Source organism: Acinetobacter sp. GD03645, assembly GCF_029845285.1.
In the GTDB taxonomy this organism is placed as follows: Bacteria; Pseudomonadota; Gammaproteobacteria; order Pseudomonadales; family Moraxellaceae; genus Acinetobacter; species Acinetobacter corruptisaponis.
On sequence record NZ_JAOCLL010000015.1, the window covers coordinates 1 to 19,446 of the forward strand.

The 19,446-nt window shown below is 45.1% G+C and carries 18 protein-coding genes and 1 pseudogene; 9 read left to right on the plus strand and 10 right to left on the minus strand.

Annotated features, from left to right (window positions below):
* The first annotated feature begins 85 nt into the window (after positions 1-85).
* The 4 genes from N5J47_RS12625 to cysK all read left to right on the plus strand — a co-directional run bounded on the left by N5J47_RS12625 (position 86) and on the right by cysK (position 4,025).
* On the plus strand, positions 86-763 hold the full coding sequence (locus tag N5J47_RS12625; protein ID WP_279960271.1) for a dihydrodipicolinate reductase C-terminal domain-containing protein: 678 nt from the start codon (positions 86-88) through the stop codon (positions 761-763).
* Positions 764-811: 48 nt separating this feature from the next.
* On the plus strand, positions 812-1,204 hold the full coding sequence (locus tag N5J47_RS12630; protein WP_279960270.1) for a hypothetical protein: 393 nt from the start codon (positions 812-814) through the stop codon (positions 1,202-1,204).
* Positions 1,205-1,242: 38 nt separating this feature from the next.
* Entirely contained in the window at positions 1,243-2,850 is a 1,608-nt protein-coding gene (locus tag N5J47_RS12635; RefSeq protein ID WP_279960269.1) for a Na/Pi symporter, read from the plus strand.
* Between the two features lie 173 nt (positions 2,851-3,023).
* Complete coding sequence (cysK, locus tag N5J47_RS12640; RefSeq protein ID WP_279960268.1) at positions 3,024-4,025, plus strand: cysteine synthase A; 1,002 nt, start codon at positions 3,024-3,026, stop codon at positions 4,023-4,025.
* 54 nt (positions 4,026-4,079) lie between these two features.
* On the opposite strand, the gene N5J47_RS12645 is transcribed toward cysK, so the two are convergent.
* Entirely contained in the window at positions 4,080-4,646 is a 567-nt protein-coding gene (locus N5J47_RS12645) for a transglycosylase SLT domain-containing protein (RefSeq protein WP_279960267.1), read from the minus strand.
* 317 nt (positions 4,647-4,963) lie between these two features.
* Between N5J47_RS12645 and N5J47_RS12650 the strand changes: the two are divergent.
* The 5 genes and pseudogenes from N5J47_RS12650 to N5J47_RS12670 form a co-directional block, all read left to right on the plus strand.
* A pseudogene (locus N5J47_RS12650) lies at positions 4,964-5,116 on the plus strand (MerR family transcriptional regulator); the annotation flags it as partial.
* A 13-nt stretch (positions 5,117-5,129) separates the two neighbouring features.
* Complete coding sequence (locus N5J47_RS12655; RefSeq protein WP_279960266.1) at positions 5,130-6,323, plus strand: MFS transporter; 1,194 nt, start codon at positions 5,130-5,132, stop codon at positions 6,321-6,323.
* Between the two features lie 123 nt (positions 6,324-6,446).
* A complete protein-coding gene (locus N5J47_RS12660; RefSeq protein ID WP_279960265.1) occupies positions 6,447-6,953 on the plus strand; it encodes a hypothetical protein in 507 nt (168 codons plus the stop codon).
* Positions 6,954-7,122: 169 nt separating this feature from the next.
* Positions 7,123-9,495, plus strand: a complete 2,373-nt coding sequence (locus N5J47_RS12665; RefSeq protein ID WP_279960264.1) for a YgiQ family radical SAM protein — start codon at positions 7,123-7,125, stop codon at positions 9,493-9,495.
* Positions 9,496-9,818: 323 nt separating this feature from the next.
* Positions 9,819-10,352, plus strand: coding sequence for a DUF2726 domain-containing protein (locus tag N5J47_RS12670; protein WP_267981619.1), 534 nt, complete (start codon positions 9,819-9,821; stop codon positions 10,350-10,352).
* Here the strand turns inward: N5J47_RS12670 and N5J47_RS12675 are convergent.
* The 9 genes from N5J47_RS12675 to mdtD all read right to left on the minus strand — a co-directional run bounded on the left by N5J47_RS12675 (position 10,349) and on the right by mdtD (position 19,434).
* Positions 10,349-10,705, minus strand: a complete 357-nt coding sequence (locus tag N5J47_RS12675) for a RidA family protein (RefSeq protein ID WP_279960263.1) — start codon at positions 10,703-10,705, stop codon at positions 10,349-10,351. The two genes, N5J47_RS12670 and N5J47_RS12675, sit on opposite strands and share 4 nt — an antisense overlap.
* An 84-nt stretch (positions 10,706-10,789) precedes the next feature.
* On the minus strand, positions 10,790-11,848 hold the full coding sequence (locus N5J47_RS12680) for a transposase (RefSeq protein WP_279960262.1): 1,059 nt from the start codon (positions 11,846-11,848) through the stop codon (positions 10,790-10,792).
* A 136-nt stretch (positions 11,849-11,984) separates the two neighbouring features.
* Positions 11,985-12,179: a hypothetical protein gene (locus N5J47_RS12685; RefSeq protein WP_279960261.1), complete on the minus strand. Its 195-nt coding sequence runs from the start codon at positions 12,177-12,179 to the stop codon at positions 11,985-11,987.
* Between the two features lie 62 nt (positions 12,180-12,241).
* The gene (gene creD, locus N5J47_RS12690; protein ID WP_279960260.1) at positions 12,242-13,627 is read right to left on the minus strand and encodes a cell envelope integrity protein CreD; all 1,386 of its coding nucleotides are present in this window, start codon (positions 13,625-13,627) and stop codon (positions 12,242-12,244) included.
* A 75-nt stretch (positions 13,628-13,702) separates the two neighbouring features.
* Entirely contained in the window at positions 13,703-15,169 is a 1,467-nt protein-coding gene (gene creC, locus N5J47_RS12695) for a two-component system sensor histidine kinase CreC (RefSeq protein WP_279960259.1), read from the minus strand.
* A gap of 14 nt (positions 15,170-15,183) precedes the next feature.
* On the minus strand, positions 15,184-15,897 hold the full coding sequence (creB, locus tag N5J47_RS12700; protein WP_279960258.1) for a two-component system response regulator CreB: 714 nt from the start codon (positions 15,895-15,897) through the stop codon (positions 15,184-15,186).
* Between the two features lie 302 nt (positions 15,898-16,199).
* Positions 16,200-17,255 (minus strand): DNA polymerase IV, encoded by a 1,056-nt coding sequence (dinB, locus tag N5J47_RS12705; protein WP_279960273.1) that lies wholly within the window; start codon positions 17,253-17,255, stop codon positions 16,200-16,202.
* A 1-nt stretch (position 17,256) separates the two neighbouring features.
* A complete protein-coding gene (locus N5J47_RS12710) occupies positions 17,257-18,018 on the minus strand; it encodes a GH25 family lysozyme (protein ID WP_279960257.1) in 762 nt (253 codons plus the stop codon).
* Between the two features lie 27 nt (positions 18,019-18,045).
* Positions 18,046-19,434, minus strand: a complete 1,389-nt coding sequence (mdtD, locus tag N5J47_RS12715) for a multidrug transporter subunit MdtD (protein ID WP_279960256.1) — start codon at positions 19,432-19,434, stop codon at positions 18,046-18,048.
* Positions 19,435-19,446: the final 12 nt, after the last annotated feature.

The window sequence follows — 19,446 nt, forward strand, 5'->3', positions numbered from 1 at the left end:
TTATAAACAAAGAAGATTCCAACAAAATTTAATATCCATTTATACTCAATAAAATTTAGATATTTACACACTATAAGTGAAATCGATGACAAATGTTTATATTGCTGGCTCTGGTAAATTAGCCCTTGAATTATTGAATGGATTAATGCTTGATCATAATTATAATGTACGGGCATGGGCTGATAGAAAATTGTCAGAACCCTCTATTGTGGTACACGCTGGTTCAGGACGGGAACTAAAGGACATCATTGGGCATTGTGAACAGACAAACTCTGTTCTGGTTGAGCTATCAACTGAAACGAACCTATCATCTGAGCCTTTAAATATTCCAGTCATTCTATCTCCCAACACCAACATTTTAATGCTCAAGTTTATGTTTATGCTGGAAAAGGTAGGCTATAACTTTAGTCAATACCAGATTAACCTGACTGAGTCCCATCAATCGGGCAAGACTTCAACGCCAGGAACTGCAATTGCCATGGCGAAGTCATTAGGGCTGGCAGAAGAGAATATTGAATCGATTCGTGATCCTAAAATACAGCGTGAGGAACTAAAAATTCCAGAACAGAGTCTGAATCGGCACGCCTATCATCGAATTGAGATTTCTGATCATCAGTCCTGTTCAATTAATGTGGAAGCCAAGGTATTGGGTGGTTCACCCTATGCTGAGGGTGTGAGGCAAATTATTATTGCCGTCAGCAACAATACACTCGAAAAAAGGCTTTATCAGGTTACGGAATTTATTGATAAAGGCTGGATATAAACCAATAGCACTGCATTGATTGTTAGGGCTTATTTTTAGAATAAAACCATGTATAGAAAATTTTATTGGGATTATATTCTATATGCCTTGATTGGGTGTAGCCTACTTGTTGGTTATGCCTATATTGATCAGGAACCCTTTAACTGGGTGGCTGCCATATTTGCCTTTATTTTTGGCATTTTATTGATGACATTTATCATGATTAGGTTGCCGTTATTTAATCAGTATTATATTCATCGTGCTCAATTAAAGCATACGATATTAAAAATGAAAGCACATGATCATGCTACTCATCGTGTTGCACCAGTCATGGCCAGTTTAATCTCAGCAATGATTTTCGGTATTATTCTCTATGTTTTGGGTTTTGAATCTTTTAAGGTTGAATGTTTTGTTGCTGCAATTGCAACTGGGGTGATGAGTTTTTATTACGCTCCTGATTAGTCGTCTGTACCTTAAAAAATCATAAAAAGGAAGTTTCTGTGTTGAATGTCATTGTGCAGTTGATGGGTGGAATCGGGTTGTTCCTTTTAGGTATGACTTTGATGACCGATAGCCTGAAAGCAATGGCAGGGGAAGCACTACGTCAATGGTTGGTGAGATTTACTGATTCTCCAATCAAGGCGGTATTATCAGGTATTGGGCTGACACTGGTGGTGCAGTCCTCAACAGCAACCACTTTGGCGACCATTGGTTTTGTAAGTGCTGGGGTACTCAGTTTCAGCCATGCGATCGGGGTGATCATTGGTGCCAATATTGGAACGACCAGTACGGGCTGGATGGTGGCGCTACTTGGTTTAAAGTTTTCGATTTCCAGTTTTGCCTTACCACTGATTGGTATCGGGGCCCTGCTAAAATTATTGGGAAAAGAAAGGGTTGGGTTTATTGGACTGACTCTGGCAGGTTTTGGTCTATTGTTTTTTGGTATCCAGCTTTTGCAGGATGCCATGAGTGGCGTGGCGGAACTGATTGATCTATCGCGCTGGGCGGAACCGACGTTGTTGATGCGTTTGTTTCTGGTGCTGGTGGGTATTCTCATGACCATCGTACTCCAGTCATCCAGTGCGGCAATTACCACAACCCTTGCGGCATTGTCTACCCAGACCATTAATCTGGAACAGACCCTGGCGTTGGTGATTGGGCAAAATATTGGAACGGTGGCTACGGCTGTTTTGGCGGCAATCGGGGCAACCACGAGTGCCAAGCGAACGGCTGCGGTTCATGTCATTTTTAATGTGGTCACTGCGGTTTTTGCATTTACGCTTTTATCTCCAGCGTTTATATGGGCGTATAACCATATTGAAGCCATTCATCAACTCGGAGCGGTTTTGCTGGTTGCCGCATTTCATACTTGTTTTAGTGTCTTGGGGGCATGTATTTTTATGCCTCTTTTACCTAGGTTTGAGCAGTTCATTATTTACCTGCTTCCAGAAAAAGAATATTCAACAACACGTTATTTGGATGAGTCCCTGTATAGTGTTCCTGCGCTGGCAATTGCCGCAGCAGAACGGGTGCTATTGCAATCGATTGCTGATATGTATGGGATTTTTATACGCTGTATCCGTCGGGAAATCGTTGCTGGGTTGGTGAGGACGGATGAGCTTGATCATATTCTGGTAAAAGTTGAAAATTATCTGGATGCAATGACTATTCCACAATCCCTTGCAGATCAACGTCGCTTTATTATCCTGTTGCGGCTGGCTGTTTATGTCCGTGTTTTAAGGAATGACTTAAAGGATGTCTCAAAGATTGAAACTATTCAACGTCAGGCTGCCATTTATGATTTAGCACAGCATTTTGCGGCATTGATTGAGCAGTATATTCCTTATTTATTGCAGGAACCATTTGTAAAAATACCTAAATCTTTAGTGGATGAATTGAGCTTGATAGTGAATGAAATGAAAGAGAGACAGGAATCTGTAAGGCAAAAGATTATCGAGGATTCTGCCCATCAAAATGTTTCTGCAACCTATACTCTGGAATTGCTCGCTGCCCAGCGTTGGCTGGAGCATTTGGTTGTACATTCTGAACGGGTTGCAATTCTGCTGGGTGATACTGATCAGGGCATTGTCCATGAGGAATTGGCTTAATGCAGAAATGTGGTTAAAGGCCCGAACAGGCAATAATAGAAAAAGAGTCCTGAAGCCTGGACTTGAAAGTTTTGTTATAAATCAGCATCACAAATCGTTAAATATCAATTTTTGATGATAAGGTTAAACTGCGTATAATCTTTTTAAAGACGATAAGATATAAAGGATCATTCATGACAACCGACCAACAATTTCCAACACCTGCCAATCTTGGTATTGCGGTATATGCAAATAATGCCGAAGCGATTGGGAATACCCCACTCATTCGTATCAACCGTATTATTCAAACAGGGGCAACGGTTTTAGCCAAGGTTGAGAGTCGCAACCCTGCATTTTCAGTGAAATGCCGTATTGGTGCGGCCATGATTGCTGATGCTGAGCAGCGTGGTGTACTCAAGGCGGGCATGCATATTGTTGAACCGACCAGTGGTAATACAGGTATTGCACTGGCGTTTGTGGCGGCGGCAAAAGGTTATCCCATTACCCTGACCATGCCTGCAAGTATGAGTCTGGAACGTCGTAAGGTGCTGAAAGCCTTGGGTGCGAACCTTGTACTGACTGAACCAGCCAAAGGCATGAAAGGTGCGGTGGATGAGGCGGTACGCTTAGCCACTGAAAACCCTGAACAATATTTCTTACCACAACAGTTTGAAAATCCAGCCAATCCACAGATTCATACAGATACTACAGGTCCTGAAATCTGGAATGCCACAGGTGGTAATGTTGATATTCTAGTGGCGGGTGTGGGAACTGGCGGCACCATTACAGGGATTTCACGTTATTTTGAGCAAGTGCAGAATAAGCCATTGTATTCAGTGGCGGTTGAGCCAGCTGAGTCTCCAATCATTACCCAAACTAAAAATGGTGAGAGTATTACACCTGCACCGCATAAAATTCAGGGGATTGGTGCCAACTTTATTCCTAAAAACCTGGATTTGGACCTGGTTGATGAAGTCCTGCCAGTCAACAGTGCCGATGCGATTGAATGGGCAAGAAAGTGTGCCACTCAGGAAGGCATTCTGGTGGGGATTTCAAGTGGCGCAGCATTGGCGGCGGCGGCCCAGGTTGCTGAACGTCCAGAAAATGCGGGGAAAAACATTGTGGTGATTCTACCTGACAGTGGTGAGCGTTATCTATCTTCGGTGTTGTTTGAGGACTTGTTTGACGAGGCTTAATCAGTCGTTGAATATAAAAAACCATGCCTAGCGCATGGTTTTTTATTGTCCAATTTAAAGGGCTTTCTTTAAGGCCTTTTCATGTCGCTTCACGGATTTCGCGTATTTCTTGCCTTTGTGTCGTGTCCAGAAACTGCGTTGATAACCTGTCGGTCCGACATTGTAATAGGCAACGGCTTTTGACCAGCTTCCCGCAGATTTATAGTAGGTCGCAAGCACTTGGGTGCCACAGTTAATATTGACACTTTCATCATAAAGATTGCCAGGACAGGCCTGATGCCAGTGGCTTGGAATGATTTGGGTCAGTCCCACCGCGCCCGTCGGTGAGCGTGCGGCGCTATTGTAGTTGGATTCCTGTCGAATAATCGCCGCAATTAAAAGTGGCGAAACATCGTAACGCTCTGAGCTTTGAATGATGATGGGCGATACGCGATTGGCGGTACTAGGTGAAACAGAATAAGCGGTTTGTAATCCTGATGAGAGTTGATTGGAACGATTGGCAAATGATCCGCTTAGACTGCTGCATGCAGACAGGGTGATAGCGGTCAGAACCAGGCCGATTCTTAAAAGCAGCAAGATGGGTTTTTCAAAGATGTATTGTTGAGTTGTTAGGATTTGCAAAGCAAACAACCAGAAAAATAAAATGATCAGTCATGGTATTAAGCCAAATTGAGTGAGTCAATAGCGATTATTTTATCGTTCTATGTGTATGCGAATTAAACATGAGGCCAATAAAAAAGCCCCGACATCCTGTCGAGGCTTTCTCATATTTGGTTTCTTGCCGCCAACTCCTGTCAACGACCACGTCCTGTGCTTCTTGTTGTTCTGAATGAGACTTCCTGTCTCTCTATGATTTGTATATTAGGGGATAAACCTGCTATCAGCTATTCGCCAATCACCGCAACTTGTGTACGTTTTAACCTACAAAATACAGGGTCATGACCAAACGGCTACATTTTATCAGTGAGGGGTTCAGGCATGCGGCAGTATGTCCCGCAGAAAATCATATGCAATGCCCAACGTTTCAGGGTTTTTTAAAGGCGGCCATTACAGGGAGTCTAAAAGGGACTAAAATCAAACCAGACCTGTAGAAAAAGCTGATTTATGTCGGATATTGTCAAAACCCATATTGAATATGGTTCAAAATCATTTACCGCGATTTTATGGTCATTGTTCTTTGCAGGGTTTGCCTCGTTCTCATCCCTGTACTGTGTTCAGCCGATGATGCCGATTTTTGCAAAGTTCTTTCAGGTCACCCCGACACATAGTAGTTTTCCATTATCCTTTTCCACCATTGCCCTAGCCATTGGCCTACTGTTTACAGGCTTTATTTCTGATCGTTTCGGGCGCAAACCGATTATGGTGTTTGCATTGTTCCTGGTTTCGGTTTTATTGCTGGTCAGTGCGTCTTTTCCAATCTGGGAAATTTTCTTAACAACTCGTATTTTTATAGGCTTGGCAGTGAGTGGTGTTGCAGCAGTTGCCATGACCTATATTGGAGAGGAGATTTCACAGAAAGATATTGGTTTTGCGATGGGGCTGTATATCTCAGGCACAGCGATCGGGGGGATGGGCGGACGCTTGATTGCAGGGGTATTGGTTGATTTTATCTCATGGCAATCAGCAACTTATATTATTGGTTTTATCAATCTTATCATTGCCTGTCTGTTCTATTTACTCTTACCCAAGTCCCAGCATTTTCAACCCTATCCTTTTCGATTTTCCCGTTTTAAGGCGGCGTTTGAACAAAACTTAAAAGACCGTAAATTACGCATCCTGTTTGCCGAGGGTTTTATCCTGATGGGATGTCTGGTTACAGTATTTAACTATATTAGTTATCACCTGCTGGAAACACCATTTCAGTTATCACAAAGCTGGATTGGCTTAATCTCGATTGCCTATTTGGCAGGAATTTACAGTTCATCAAAAGCAGCGCAGTGGAGCTTTAAATATGGTCGGGCCAAAGTCTTACCCCTCATGTTATTGATGATGATGGCTGGACTGCTGATTACCCTGATTCCAGCACTTTGGGCAATTTTGCTGGGGTTGATTATTTTTGCCTTTGCTTTTTTTGCAGCGCATTCCACCGCCAGCAGTTGGGTATCTGTGCAGGCAATTCAATATCGGGCGGTGGCTGCATCGCTGTATTTATTCTGCTATTACATCGGTTCCAGTTTGTTGGGAAGTAGTGGTGGCTTGATCTGGGAAAACTTTGGCTGGGTCGGGATCAATCTCAGTGTGGTGTTGGTATTGGCAGTGGGACTGTTTCTGACATTTTATCTCCATGATGCAAAATAATTATTTTCTCAACTTAAACGACAGTTACAGTCGCAGGACACTTGCTAAAAACCATTGAATTTCGGTAACTTAAGCACGTGCGATATTCAGCATGACAACACAAAATAAATATGGGGAAAGCAGATGGAATTACATAGTCGTGTTTATTATAAGCATCCTGACTCAACAATCATGGGGCAATTAGAAGCGTTATTTACCACACACCAGGGAGATGAGGAGAAATTTAGTCAGGTAGCTTTATTGATTAATTCGCAGGCAGGTGAGATTACTCAAGAACTGCTTGATTTGATTGATTCGATTGAACATGACCTTGCGCCAGAGACGCTTGATTATGTTGCTGGCTTTGCAGTGCTGGATTTTACCCACGGCTCAAACGGGGATGAAAATATTGAGAATATTTTAATTTTCCTGAAAGAGCTGCTGCCAGAAATTATTGTACAGGCTTGGGGCTGTGGTGATGATGATCCCTGGGAATTCTGGTTTAAGTTTGATGGCGATGAACTGGTTCGTGAAGATGATGAGCCATTCAATGACCCTGAACAGGATGAGGAAATCAAGGCATCCATTTATGCATGGTGGCATCAGGGCTTGCCAGTGGAAATCAAGGAAGGTTTCCTAAACGAAGAATAAGGTTTATCAATCCCTTATCTCTATATTTCCCCATAATTCTGATCAGAGAAGTGGGGAAATATGATTTGTTTATTTTTTAATCTATAAAAATGAATCAAATTCATGTTAAAATGATCGGCTTTCATCTTTAGATGTCTCTCCTCCATCTGCTAGCCGAGATTCGCAAGCCATGTCTACTGCCTACACCATGCAGACCGCGCCCAAAGCGCTGTTTGATTACGACAAATATTGGGCGTCGTGTTTTGAACCCGCACCATTTTTGCCGATGTCACGAGAAGAAATGGACTTGCTCGGCTGGGATGCTTGTGACTTTATTTTAGTCTGTGGTGATGCCTATATTGACCATCCTTCCTTTGTGTCGGGTGTGATTGGGCGTGTGCTTGAGGCACAGGGCTTCCGTGTCGGGATTATTGCGCAGCCAGACTGGACCAATGTAGAAAGCTTCCGTGTGCTGGGCAAGCCCACCATTGCGTGGGGGGTAACGGCTGGGAACATGGATTCAATGATCAACCGTTATACGGCAGATCGTAAAATCCGCTCGGATGATGCCTATTCTCCAAACAATGAAGCCAATAAACGCCCTGACCGTGCGGCGACTGTGTATTGCCAGCGTTGCCGTGAGGCATTTCCAGATGTGCCTGTATTGCTGGGGGGGATTGAGGGCAGTCTACGCCGTATTGCACACTATGATTATTGGTCAGACAAGGTTCGCCGTTCCATTCTAATGGACTCTAAAGCCGATTTGCTGATGTATGGTAATGGTGAGCGTGCCATTATCGAGGTGATGCACCGCTTGGCCAAAGGTGAAAAGGTGCATGACATTACCGATGTTCGTGGTACAGCATTCATCATTAATAAACATAATAAAGCCTCCAAGGCAAAATTCGTTGAAATTGCCAGTAACGATGTCGATACCATTGGACGTGTTGATCCCATCATCAATCCGTATGTGATGACCGAAGATATTGATGGCTGTGAGGTTGAGAAAGAAAAAGGCAATTCTTTAGCCCAATATCAAAATTTTCAGAAAGAAATTGTGGCAAATCCAATTGTACGTGAGGGTGATCAGTTAGACCCTGATACCCAGATTGTGCAACTGAGAGCTGCACCATCCAAGGCGATTAAGCATAAACTGCCACCACGTGAACTGGCGGTGATTCGTTTGCCCTCATTTGAAGAGGTGGCAAATGATCATGTGCTGTATGCCCATGCCAACCGTATTCTGCATCTTGAAACCAATCCAGGCAATGCGCGTGCCCTTGTTCAGCGCCACGGTGAGCGTGATGTCTGGATTAATCCACCGCCGATTCCACTGACCACAGAGGAAATGGATTACGTGTTTGACTTGCCGTATGCACGTTTACCACACCCTGCGTATGGGGATGCACGTTTCCCTGCATTTGACATGATCAAGTTCTCTGTCAACATCATGCGTGGCTGTTTTGGTGGCTGTACGTTCTGTTCGATCACGGAGCATGAGGGGCGGATTATCCAGAACCGTTCGGAAGACTCGATTTTACGTGAAATTGAAAAGATTCGTGATACTGCACCGAATTTCACAGGCATTATTTCAGACTTGGGTGGCCCAACCGCCAATATGTACCGTCTGCACTGCAATGATCCTGAAATTGAGAAGAACTGTCGTAAGCCATCCTGTGTCTATCCAGGCGTGTGCCAAAATCTGCACACCGATCATGCGCCATTGGTTCAGCTTTACCGTAAGGCGCGTGAAATCAAGGGTGTGAAGAAGATCCTGATTGGTTCAGGCCTGCGTTATGACCTTGCGGTACTCAATCCTGAATATGTCAAGGAACTGGTTCAGCACCATGTTGGTGGTTACCTGAAGATTGCACCTGAGCATACCGAACAGGGACCACTCTCCAAGATGATGAAACCTGGAATTGGTACCTATGACCGCTTTAAGCAAATGTTTGAGCGTTTTAGTAAGGAAGCGGGCAAGGAACAGTATTTGATTCCATACTTTATTGCTGCACATCCAGGTACAACTGACTATGACATGATGAATCTGGCGGTCTGGTTGAAGAAGAATGGTTTCCGTGCCGATCAGGTACAGACGTTCTATCCATCGCCGATGGCCACTGCCACCACCATGTATTATTCAGGTAAGAACCCACTGTCCAAGGTGGCGCGTTACACTGAAAATGTGGATATCGTCAAAGGCGAGAAACGTCGCCGTTTGCATAAGGCGTTTCTGCGTTACCATGATCCAAACAACTGGCCTCTATTGCGCGAGGCATTAAAGGAAATGGGGCGTTCAGACCTGATTGGGAATTCCAAGCAGCACCTGATTCCGACCTACCAGCCACAGGGAACTGCTGAGGGCGAATATAAGTCGGCGCGCAAGAAAAACTCCACTGTGGCAGGGGATTCCGCAAAACGTACAGGACAGCCGCAATCAGGCCAGAAACGTCCACAAAAAGGACAGATTCTAACCCAGCATACGGGCTTGCCACCGCGTGAAACAGGTGAGAAACGTCCTTTCTCGGCAAAGCCAAAACCGAAGTCCAAGGCACATCGTTAAGTTGAGTTTGGGAAAGCATGAACCCTTCATGCTTTCCTTTAGATACACAAATGAGGGTGTGGTCACAGATTATTGGTAAAACTACAATTTATAGAAACATATACTGACAATATCGACTTGAATATTCCCCACAGGATGATTATAAATAAAGGTGCAGGACGCTTTTACGACTTTGGTCGGCTGTTCAAACACGATTAAAAAATTTAAGTTTATACTGCTAAAATGACTTTGCTATCGCTCGCTGTTGATTAAAAAAGTATTGACTAAAAAAATTGGCATCAAAGCCAAAATGATTATAAAAAATCTAAAGGGATTGGTTAGAAATGTATTATTTCATAACAATAGTTGGACTACTGTTTATTACAGTATTTGCAGTTCGAAGTTTGCACCAAAATCGGCGTCAGGACAGCCCACTGAAACGACGTGGTATCCTGAATATTTCTGAACAGATTACCCTGATGCGTTTACAGGCGGTTTTGCCACGGCATACCGTATTGGCGCATGTGTCTTTTGATGCCCTGCTCACCACAAAGTTTGCCCATACCCGCCGTAAGTATCAGGGGCTGGTTGCCGATTTTGTGGTGCTGGACCAGCAGCATCAGGTGCTTGCCATCATTGAGATTGCTGACGAGTCCTATGTCAATCGCCTGCAACAAAAACATTATCAGGACAGTCTGCTGGAACTGGCTGGATACCGTGTATTGCGTTACAGCGCGATTCCAACTGAACAGGAATTAAGGGAAGACCTGATTCCTGACCTGTTCGCGCCTGCTGCACCAAGAAGTGCTACACCAGTGACCATGCCACAGGCGGAGCGCGCGATAAAATACAACGTTCTGGCGGTGAAATCGTCCTAGTCTGGACGCACTGCCGTGACGGTCATTTCCACCAGAACATCAGGCGCATAGAGCTTGGATTCCACACAGGTACGTGCTGGGGGATGCCCCTCAGCAATCCACGCATCCCAAACGGCATTCATGGCCGCATAATCTTTTTCAATGTCTTTCAGGAAAATAAACACAGATAAAATATGGGTTTTGTCTGTGCCTGCCTCAGCCAGTAAACGGTCAATGTTGTCTAAGGTCTGCTGGGTCTGTGCGCCAATATCCAGGCTGGTGTCATCTGCCAGTTGTCCAGCCAGATGAACCTGATTTCCTGAAATTGCAACTTCGCAATAACGTGAGGTGACATGAAGTCGTTGCACAGACATAATGGTGACCTAATTAAAAAACATAGGCTGATTGTACTGCATACCCCCTCGCCACAGTGTAATTTTGTTTGACATCAGACCCACCTAAAGGAGGGTGATTCCTCCTCCGAGACGCTCATGTCCGAGCGCAAGAATATTCAGTGCTGAGTTTATATCTCTATCGTGAAATATACCGCATTCCACACACTGCCACTCTCTTATTCCAAGTCCTGCTCTACCTTTTGGACTACTACAGCGTGAGCCACAGCACGAACACGTTTGGGTGGTATACGCTTCATTGACTTCTTCATACCATACCCCTGCGTTCTCGCATTTATACTTGAGCATAGTCCTTAGTGTTGTCCAACTTGCATCCAGTACAGACTTGGCTAGTTTGGTCTGTGCTAATGCTTTGGCATTCACATTGCCAACGAAGATGGCTGCATGTTCATTCACTAATTTATGACTGAATTGATGCAGCATATTTTGACGTAGATTTTTAATCTTGGCATGAATCGCTTTCACTCGCTTTTTATTCTTAGCTCTTTGTGCAATGCCAAGTTTTTGTTCATATTGACGATAGATTTTAGGAGCTTTGAGTTTGACACCGTCTGAACAGGTCGCTAAGTCTTTTAAACCTAAATCTATGCCGATTGATGTTTTAGCGGTGGTTTTTTCTGCTTTGACTACATCAACAACTAGGCAAACGTACCAACGCCCACGACTGTCTTCTACAAATGAGCCTGTTTTTACGTTGTAGTTCGATAGCCCATAACTATCCCATAGTTTAAATTGGTGCTTGCCATATTGCACATAGCCATCGGCATATTTAATGGCTACTTTCTTGAATGGAATCCAACCTAACGAATGCCTAGCTGATTTCTTGTTACTGACACGCCATTTTAATTTTGCTTTTTTGAATTGCTTGCGTCTTGTGACCAATTCTTCTGTCACCGCCTGAATGGTTTGGCTGTGCAAGTTGCATTCTTTCGATGTGCCTTTCGTGTATTTGGCAATATCGTAAGCTGAAAAGAATTGCTGTTTTCGTTTTAGATGTTTAAAACACAAATCATTGACGTAATTCCAGACAAAATTAACTTCGGATGCCATCTGATTTAGCACCTTGCCATGTTTGTCTTTTATGCGTAATTTGAGTGTCTTCATGCAATTATTTTAACAGTATTTTTCTTAATAGTGACTATAGCACAAGTATCTAAAACGACATTTCATGTCGTATGGCTTACGCGAGTCGCTTATATCCCCCAGCTAAAGCAAGGGGTTTTACGCTCCATTTGATAAATCAGGCAGCAAAGCTTTCCATGCGAACCAGCCTGCGTTGCTGGAAAAATAAAATGGAATGTTGCTGCGGACAAATGATCATATTACCAAGATTCAGGAACTGAATTTTTGCCTCTCTCAGTTGGTTTAGGCAGGATGCGATTGAACTGTGTAATGGGCAGAGCTGGTCAAGCATCATTAAGCTGGTGTGGTACATGGTATTTTCCTTATTTGCAGAATAAAGGATGGAGCGAAGCAATGGCTTCGCCCCCAATCGCTTTAGACCGTTTGTTGTTCAGATTGATACCAGTTGACATGGCGTGTGACGAACATGACACAGGCAATCAGTACAAAGGACAGGATGGAGCCGAAAAGGAATGTTTTTCCACTGGATTGCAGCAGCAGGTACATCATGCCGTAGAGCACACTCAGCAAAATACCAAACAGGATTGCAGCCTTGAGGCCCTTGACCACGAAATATAGATAGCAGGTGATCAGGCTCACACAGGCAATTGCGGCAATCAGGTATGCCAGACTAAAGCTGTAATATTCACTGATAGATAACAGCAATACAAAGAATACGCCTTGAGCCATCGCGACCAGCGCATACTGGACAGGGTGGATTTTCAGGTTCTTTAATACCTCAAATAGAAAGAAGCAGCCAAAGGTAATGATAATCACCATAATGCCGTATTTGATGGCACGATCTGTTTGGGTATAAATATTGACCTGATCGAGAAACTGAATTGAAAGGCCCGACTTGGTGGCTGCATTGGGGTAGGGATAGGCAGCCGATGCATCAGGCTGGGAATTGAATTGCTGATAAAAACATTCACTGTTTTCACACATGGAAAGCTGATCAAGATTACGTTTGCCCAGCGCGATATTTTTCCAGTCTGCCTGAAACTGCTGTTGCTGGCTGGATTTTTTAAAAGGTAGGCTTTGACCGTCATATTTGGCATCACCCCAATTGCCCTTGGCCTGATAGGTCATTTCATAACTGGTGGGAATAAAGGTAAATTCACTCAGTCCCTCAAGCTCAAACTGTAGGTTGAATTTAAAGCCTTGCTGTAATTTCTGGATCAGTTCAGGATATTGCTTGGTGGTGATATGCATCACATCAAAGCCACGCTGGCTTTGGCTCTGTTCAGCAAAGTCAAATTTATAGGCCTTGCCATCAATGTTAAGGTTGGGTTTGGCATTCAGTCCGCGTGCATCCTGAATCGGAAAAACAATTTCAGCCTGATCCCAAAGATAGCTGCGTTGTGACTCATTGGAAAGGCTTTTGAATATGCCCTGTGCTGTCATGTGGTTCTGGTAGCTGATCGCCTTATAAATCGTGCGCTTATACGTGCTATCTGACACCTTAAACGCTGCTGTCCAGTCAGAATTTTCTGCGCCTACGGTGATAAACCGTATTTCATTACATTGATAGTTTTCTTTATTTTCATTGGTACAGGTGGTTTGAACCTGATAAGGCAGTTTTAAGTAAGGAGCAATCACTTGTTGTGGACGGATTTGCTCATTGGCAATGTCTTTAATGACCTGCTGCTGGTAACGTTGTCGTTCGTTCACCAAACCTGAAATAAACAGCAGTCCGAGATAAAAAATCAGGATCAGGAACAGAATCGCTCCAATCTTAAGATTAATAAAATTACGGCGCATCGTGGAGTCCATTGTCATTGTAATAGGACAAGTATCTAGAACTGAGATGCGCTTAGGATGAGCTGGGCTTGAAGCTTAAGTGAAGTTTGTGTGAAGTGTGATGCTGACCAGTACACCAGATGCATGATTTTTCAGGAAATCCAGCGTGTTCTCGGCAATATTCTGGATATGAATCTGTCCGTGGTGCTGTTGAACAATCTGCTGAACGATACTGAGTCCAATGCCTGTGCTACGTTGCTGATTGTGGGGACGGGGCAGGGAAAAGTAGGTTTCAAAAATACGGCCCAAAGCGTATTCGGGAATCGCCTCGCCCTCATTAAACAATAGAATGTGCAGATGATGCTGGGCAGGGTTTGCCTTAAGTTGCAGTGCAATGATTCCCTGTGCTGGGCAGAAGTCTCGCGCATTATCCAGCAGGTTGTTGAGTGCCTGTCTGAGCCAAAAGGCATCGGCATATACGCCGCATTGTTGAGGCAGATCAAGCTGTAGCTGAACCTGCTTGAGTTGCAGGGCGCTATGTTGCTGTTGAACACATTGTTGAATCAGGGCATTCAGGTCAAGGGTTTGAAACTCTAGAGCATGCTGGTTTTTTTCCAGACGGGTCAGCAACAGCATCCGCTCAATCAGGGATTGCAGGCGCTGGCTTTGCTGCACAATATGGGTGGCAAACTGCTGCTGATCAGTCAGTGGTAGATCATCCTGCAACAGTTCAGCACTGGCTTGAATGGCGGTCAATGGGCTTTTAAGTTCATGGGTGAGTGTGTTGACATAGTTTTCAACATAGCCACGGTCTTCCAGTTTTTCCCGCATATCGCTTAATGCCTGAGTCACCTGATTCAACTCTTTGGCGGAGTAGAAAAAGGGAGCCTGGTTGACGGGCGCAAGGGCCTGGGCATAACGCCGTACCTTATCAATGCTATGTCTCAGCCAGTAGGCAACGATACTAGCCAGTAATAAACTGAGCGCCGCAATCCATAACGCCTGATAAACCAGTTGCTGTTCCGCACGCTCAATATAAGGCTGTACCGACTGGTTTGGTTTGCCAATACTCACCACACCGATGAGTTGCTGTTGATGGATAATTGGTGCGGCAATATACATCACACTGCTATTTCGGTCATAGGGATAGATGGCTGTGGAACGTGCGCCGTATTTGCCAAGCAGGGTCAAATAGACATCATTCCATTTGGAATAGTCCTGTCCAACCGCTTGGTGTTCAGAATCGTAAATCACAATCCCATTTTGGTCGGTAATATAAAGCTGCTGGTTGATTTGGTTCTTTTTATGCTGCCAGATGGTGGCATTCAGTTGGCGTGATAGCGCCGCCTGTATTTTCTGGTCGAACTCGGGAGTATTGACCTGATGCTGGGCGACATCCTCCGCAACCAGTTTTGCAATGATGTTGGCGTTTTCAGCCAGTGTATCTTCAACCACCTGCCGTACATTGGGTTTGACCTGCTGGGTCAGGGTATAGGCAATAAAGCCTAGACTGAGGATAACCACCAGACTAAAGAAAAACCAGATACGGATAAAGATGGACATCGCTTATTCCATTATTATTTTTTTAAACTATAACCAAAGCCCCGATGGGTTCGAATAGGCTCATCATCAGGTCTGACCTGTTTTAGTTTTTGCCTTAAACTCTTGATATGGGTATCAACCGTCCGTTCCAAACTATGTTCGGGATGCTCCCAGATATGATCCATCAATTGCTGTCGGCTAAACACTTGTTCAGGATGTTGAATCAGCAAAAATAACAGGCGATATTCATAACGTGTAAGCTGTAGGATTTGTCCATGATACTGGATTTGCAGCGACTGTGGAAAGCATGACCATACTGAGCACCGAAGCAGGGATTCTGTTTGTGGTGATAACGGGGTTGGAGCAGCTATCGCGGTTTGGGCTTCCATCCTGCGCCAGATGGCTTTAATCCTCGCCACAATCTCACGCGCGCTAAAGGGCTTGCTACAATAGTCATCCGCACCAATTTCCAGTCCCACCACACGGTCAATCTCATCATCGCGCGCAGTCAAGAACAATAACGGCGTTTGATATTTCTGGCGTAATTGCTTGCACACCTCAAAACCATTGATATCAGGTAGGCCCACATCCAGAATAATAAAATCAAAACCCTGCTGTGAAAGCAGTTGCAGTGCCTGAGTCCCTGTATTGGCCCAACTGACCTGCCAGCCCTCACGTTCAAGTGCATAGCGCAAGGGTAAAACAATGGCGGATTCATCTTCCACACATAGAATTTGTTTTTGATTCATGGTGATTGATCATTCAAGATATTCTAATTGTATGGATACAGTTTAGCTGAACACGGCAGGGAGAAAAGTGCAATCCTGAAAATTTTATGGGCGGGGAAATTGAGAAAGGACACCAGAAGCGCCCTGTAATATTCGGATTTGATCGTCACGCCAACCACAGGAGCAGATGCTAAAAGTGAGGATTTCTTTAGCATCAGCAAATCACATGGATAATGTGATTGCGCTGCCTAGAGTACTGAAAAGCGCATAAAAAGCAAACATAAATTTAAACAGAAACCATGCTTTTGAGTAAAAAAACGCCATTACCATAAGCAAAGCTGGGGTTCCTGCTGGGCTTGCTGTAATTGATAAACACCCACGCCAACCAGACGGAACTGCAAACTGGGTTCAAGATGCATTTCATTCAGCAATTGCAACACCACCTGCCACAGGTCCTGCTGCGATTGCAGGGGCTGTTTAAAGCTTTTACTGTGCTGTAAAACCTGAAAATTCTTTAACTTCAACTTGACGTTGACACCACGGGCCGCCAACTGCTTTTTATTCAAACTACGCCAGACCTGTTCGGTCAACGGTTGCCATGTACGGCTGCATTGATCAAGGGTGTAATCATCATCAAAGGTGATCTCCTTGGAAATTTGCTGCCGTTCCCGTTCAGCCTTGACAGGGCGGTGGTCAATGCCCTGGGCATATAGATAGAGCTGTTTGCCATATTTGCCAAAATGGTGAATCAGCACCTTTTCCTCAATTTGTTGCAGTTGACCCAAGGTATGCAGATTGAGTTGATGTAGCTTGTGCTGGGTCACCTTGCCGACACCGTGAATTTTACTGACGGGCAAATCCTGAATAAAGCTGAGTACCTGTGAGGGCTTGATCACAAACAGGCCATTGGGCTTGTTCCAGTCCGATGCGATTTTTGCCAGAAACTTATTCGGTGCAACGCCTGCGGAAGCGGTTAGTCCAGTGGCTGCCAGAATATCGGCACGGATCTGTGTTGCAACCTCGGTGGCGCTGGGGATGTTTTTTAGGTTCTCGGTCACATCCAGATAGGCCTCATCCAGCGACAGCGGTTCAATCAGTGGGGTATATTGCTGAAAAATCTGGTGGATTTGCGCAGACACCTCTCGGTATTTCTCAAAGTTCGGTTCAAGCACAATCACCTGTGGACAAAGTTTTCGTGCCTGCCCCATCGACATGGCGGAACGCAGGCCAAAGACACGGGCAGGGTAGGAGGCGGCGGCAACCACACCACGGGTATGATGAAAGGCCACCACCACAGGCAAATCCCTGAGCTCGGGACGTTCCCTTAACTCAACTGAGGCATAGAAAGCATCCATGTCGATATGGATGATCTTGCGCAGCTCATTTGCCATCCTGAATGCCCTGTTGTTTTAAAAATATTCGCCACTGTTTGGGAGAGTCGGCATAAACATTTAAATCGACAGGTTGATCAATGCCATCAATTTTGCCATTCTGGGTGTGTTGCCAAAACAGCCATTGCCGTCCATCTTTCAGCTTGGGCTGTTCCTGATAATCACGTACCCAGAGCGGTGTATTAACGAAGCTGCCCATCAGCACAATATGGTAAAAACTCTTGGAAATATAGAAAATGGGCTGCTTGCCATAATGCTGCTGTAGTTGGTCATGCATGACCTGAATTTCGCTGAGTAACTGCTCCTTGGTAAAGGCATTGATGCAGTTGCTGTCATATTCAAGGTCAATCACGGGTGGCAGGGCATCCGCTTTCTTGGGTACGGTAGCGATAAAGTTTTCCGCCTGTACCTTGCCATCCCGACATAAACGGTAGAAGTGGTAGGCACCGACATGCAGGCCCTGTTCGCGTGCCTTAAGCCAGTTTTCCTGAAAGTTTCGGTCCTTAAAGTCACCACCCTCGGTGGCTTTCAGATAGACAAACTGGTACTGCACTGGAGAGATCTTTTTCCAGTTAATCTCACCCTGATGGTGCGAAACATCAAAGCCACGAATGGCATAGTCCTGTGCAGAGGCTTTCTGCTGATGGAACAGGCCGAAATAGCTCACCACACCAAGCATGACAGCCAAGCCAACACTGGCATAGGTTGGATAATATCGGGAGAGTGGATGTTTCGCAGGTTTCTTTGCCATGTCGTCAGCTATATTTTTTCATGCAGCCTAGTCTGCCATTTCTTTTGGAATTTGCCAAAACACCAGTGCGGTGATCAGGTTGATACAACCCAGTGTTATTAATGTGGCATGGAACGCAGTGGTGAGGGAAGCGGTTGAGAAATGCTGACCAAACACATTAATCAAGGTTCCTGCCAACGCCACCCCGATACTCATCGACAGCATCATGATCATGGAAAGGAAACTGTTGCCACTGCTGGCATCCTGTTGCGGCAGGTCTTTCAGGGTCAGGGTGTTCATTCCGACAAATTGCAGCGAATTCAGTGTACCAAAGATAAACAGATGCAGCACTTTAAGCCATAGTGGGGTGGTTGCTGTCATTAGGGCGAAACTGGCGATACATAATCCAACCAGAACGGTATTGGTCAGTAGAAAACGACGATAGCCAACACGCTGGATCAAAGGACGGATAATCGGTTTAGAGAATAATGAGCCCAATACCAGTGGAATCATCATTAAACCTGTGAAGAACGGTTCAAAACCAAAAGCCACCTGTAGCATCAGCGGTAAAATAAAGGGAATGGCGTTACTGCCCAGACGTGCAAAGAAGTTGCCCAAAACCCCAATCGAAAAGATTTTATAGCGAAACAGGCGACCATGAAACAGCGCATTTTGATGGCTATGCGCATGATAGGCATAGCCAATGGTGGCAATGGTTCCCATCACCAGCAGGCTAATGCTGACAAGGCGGGAATATTGGGGGGCCGCAATATTTTCAATACCCAACGATAGCCCAACCATTGCGATCATCAACAGGATTAAACCACTTAAATCAAAGGGTTTTACCGTCGGTTCGGTTTGGTTGGGCATGACTTTCAGGGTCATGATCATGCCAAGTACGCCCATAGGCAGGTTGATCAGGAAAATCCAGTGCCATGTCGCCACCTCAACCAGCCAGCCGCCCAGCGTCGGTCCCATCAACGGGCCAATCAGGCCTGCAAGGCTCATTAAACTCATGGCGGAAAGGAACTGCGAGCGTGGAATGATTTTCAGCAATGCCAAACGTCCCACGGGCATCAGCAATGCGCCACCAATACCCTGAATCACCCGAAAAAACAGTAGTTGATTCAGGTTCTGCGATAACCCACAGCCTAGTGAGGCAAGGCTAAAAATCACCATTGAGGCAAGGTAGACATTGCGAATCCCAAAGCGGTCGGCCAGCCAGCCACTCAATGGAATGCAGGCCGCCACAGACAGCACGTAGGCCACGATTACTCCATGCATCTGCAAGGGATTTTCATTGAGCTGGGCCGCCATGCCTGGAATTGCGGTGTTGACAATGGTGGTGTCCAGCGCCTGCATAAAGAAGCCAATGGAAACCAGTAACACCAGCAGTCGAAATTCAGGCTGTACGGCTTGATGGGTGGTTGTGGACATGCAATATCATGA

Bases quoted from the DNA above. Each gene is read 5' to 3' on its own strand.
- N5J47_RS12625 (WP_279960271.1), top strand. From the start codon at position 86: ATGACAAATGTTTATATTGCTGGCTCTGGTAAATTAGCCCTTGAATTA.
- N5J47_RS12630 (WP_279960270.1), top strand. From the start codon at position 812: ATGTATAGAAAATTTTATTGGGATTATATTCTATATGCCTTGATTGGG.
- cysK (WP_279960268.1), top strand. From the start codon at position 3,024: ATGACAACCGACCAACAATTTCCAACACCTGCCAATCTTGGTATTGCG.
- N5J47_RS12655 (WP_279960266.1), top strand. From the start codon at position 5,130: ATGTCGGATATTGTCAAAACCCATATTGAATATGGTTCAAAATCATTT.
- N5J47_RS12660 (WP_279960265.1), top strand. From the start codon at position 6,447: ATGGAATTACATAGTCGTGTTTATTATAAGCATCCTGACTCAACAATC.
- N5J47_RS12665 (WP_279960264.1), top strand. From the start codon at position 7,123: ATGTCTACTGCCTACACCATGCAGACCGCGCCCAAAGCGCTGTTTGAT.
- N5J47_RS12670 (WP_267981619.1), top strand. From the start codon at position 9,819: ATGTATTATTTCATAACAATAGTTGGACTACTGTTTATTACAGTATTT.
- N5J47_RS12675 (WP_279960263.1), bottom strand. From the start codon at position 10,705: ATGTCTGTGCAACGACTTCATGTCACCTCACGTTATTGCGAAGTTGCA.
- N5J47_RS12680 (WP_279960262.1), bottom strand. From the start codon at position 11,848: ATGAAGACACTCAAATTACGCATAAAAGACAAACATGGCAAGGTGCTA.
- N5J47_RS12685 (WP_279960261.1), bottom strand. From the start codon at position 12,179: ATGTACCACACCAGCTTAATGATGCTTGACCAGCTCTGCCCATTACAC.
- creD (WP_279960260.1), bottom strand. From the start codon at position 13,627: ATGCGCCGTAATTTTATTAATCTTAAGATTGGAGCGATTCTGTTCCTG.
- creC (WP_279960259.1), bottom strand. From the start codon at position 15,169: ATGTCCATCTTTATCCGTATCTGGTTTTTCTTTAGTCTGGTGGTTATC.
- creB (WP_279960258.1), bottom strand. From the start codon at position 15,897: ATGAATCAAAAACAAATTCTATGTGTGGAAGATGAATCCGCCATTGTT.
- N5J47_RS12710 (WP_279960257.1), bottom strand. From the start codon at position 18,018: ATGGCAAAGAAACCTGCGAAACATCCACTCTCCCGATATTATCCAACC.
- mdtD (WP_279960256.1), bottom strand. From the start codon at position 19,434: ATGTCCACAACCACCCATCAAGCCGTACAGCCTGAATTTCGACTGCTG.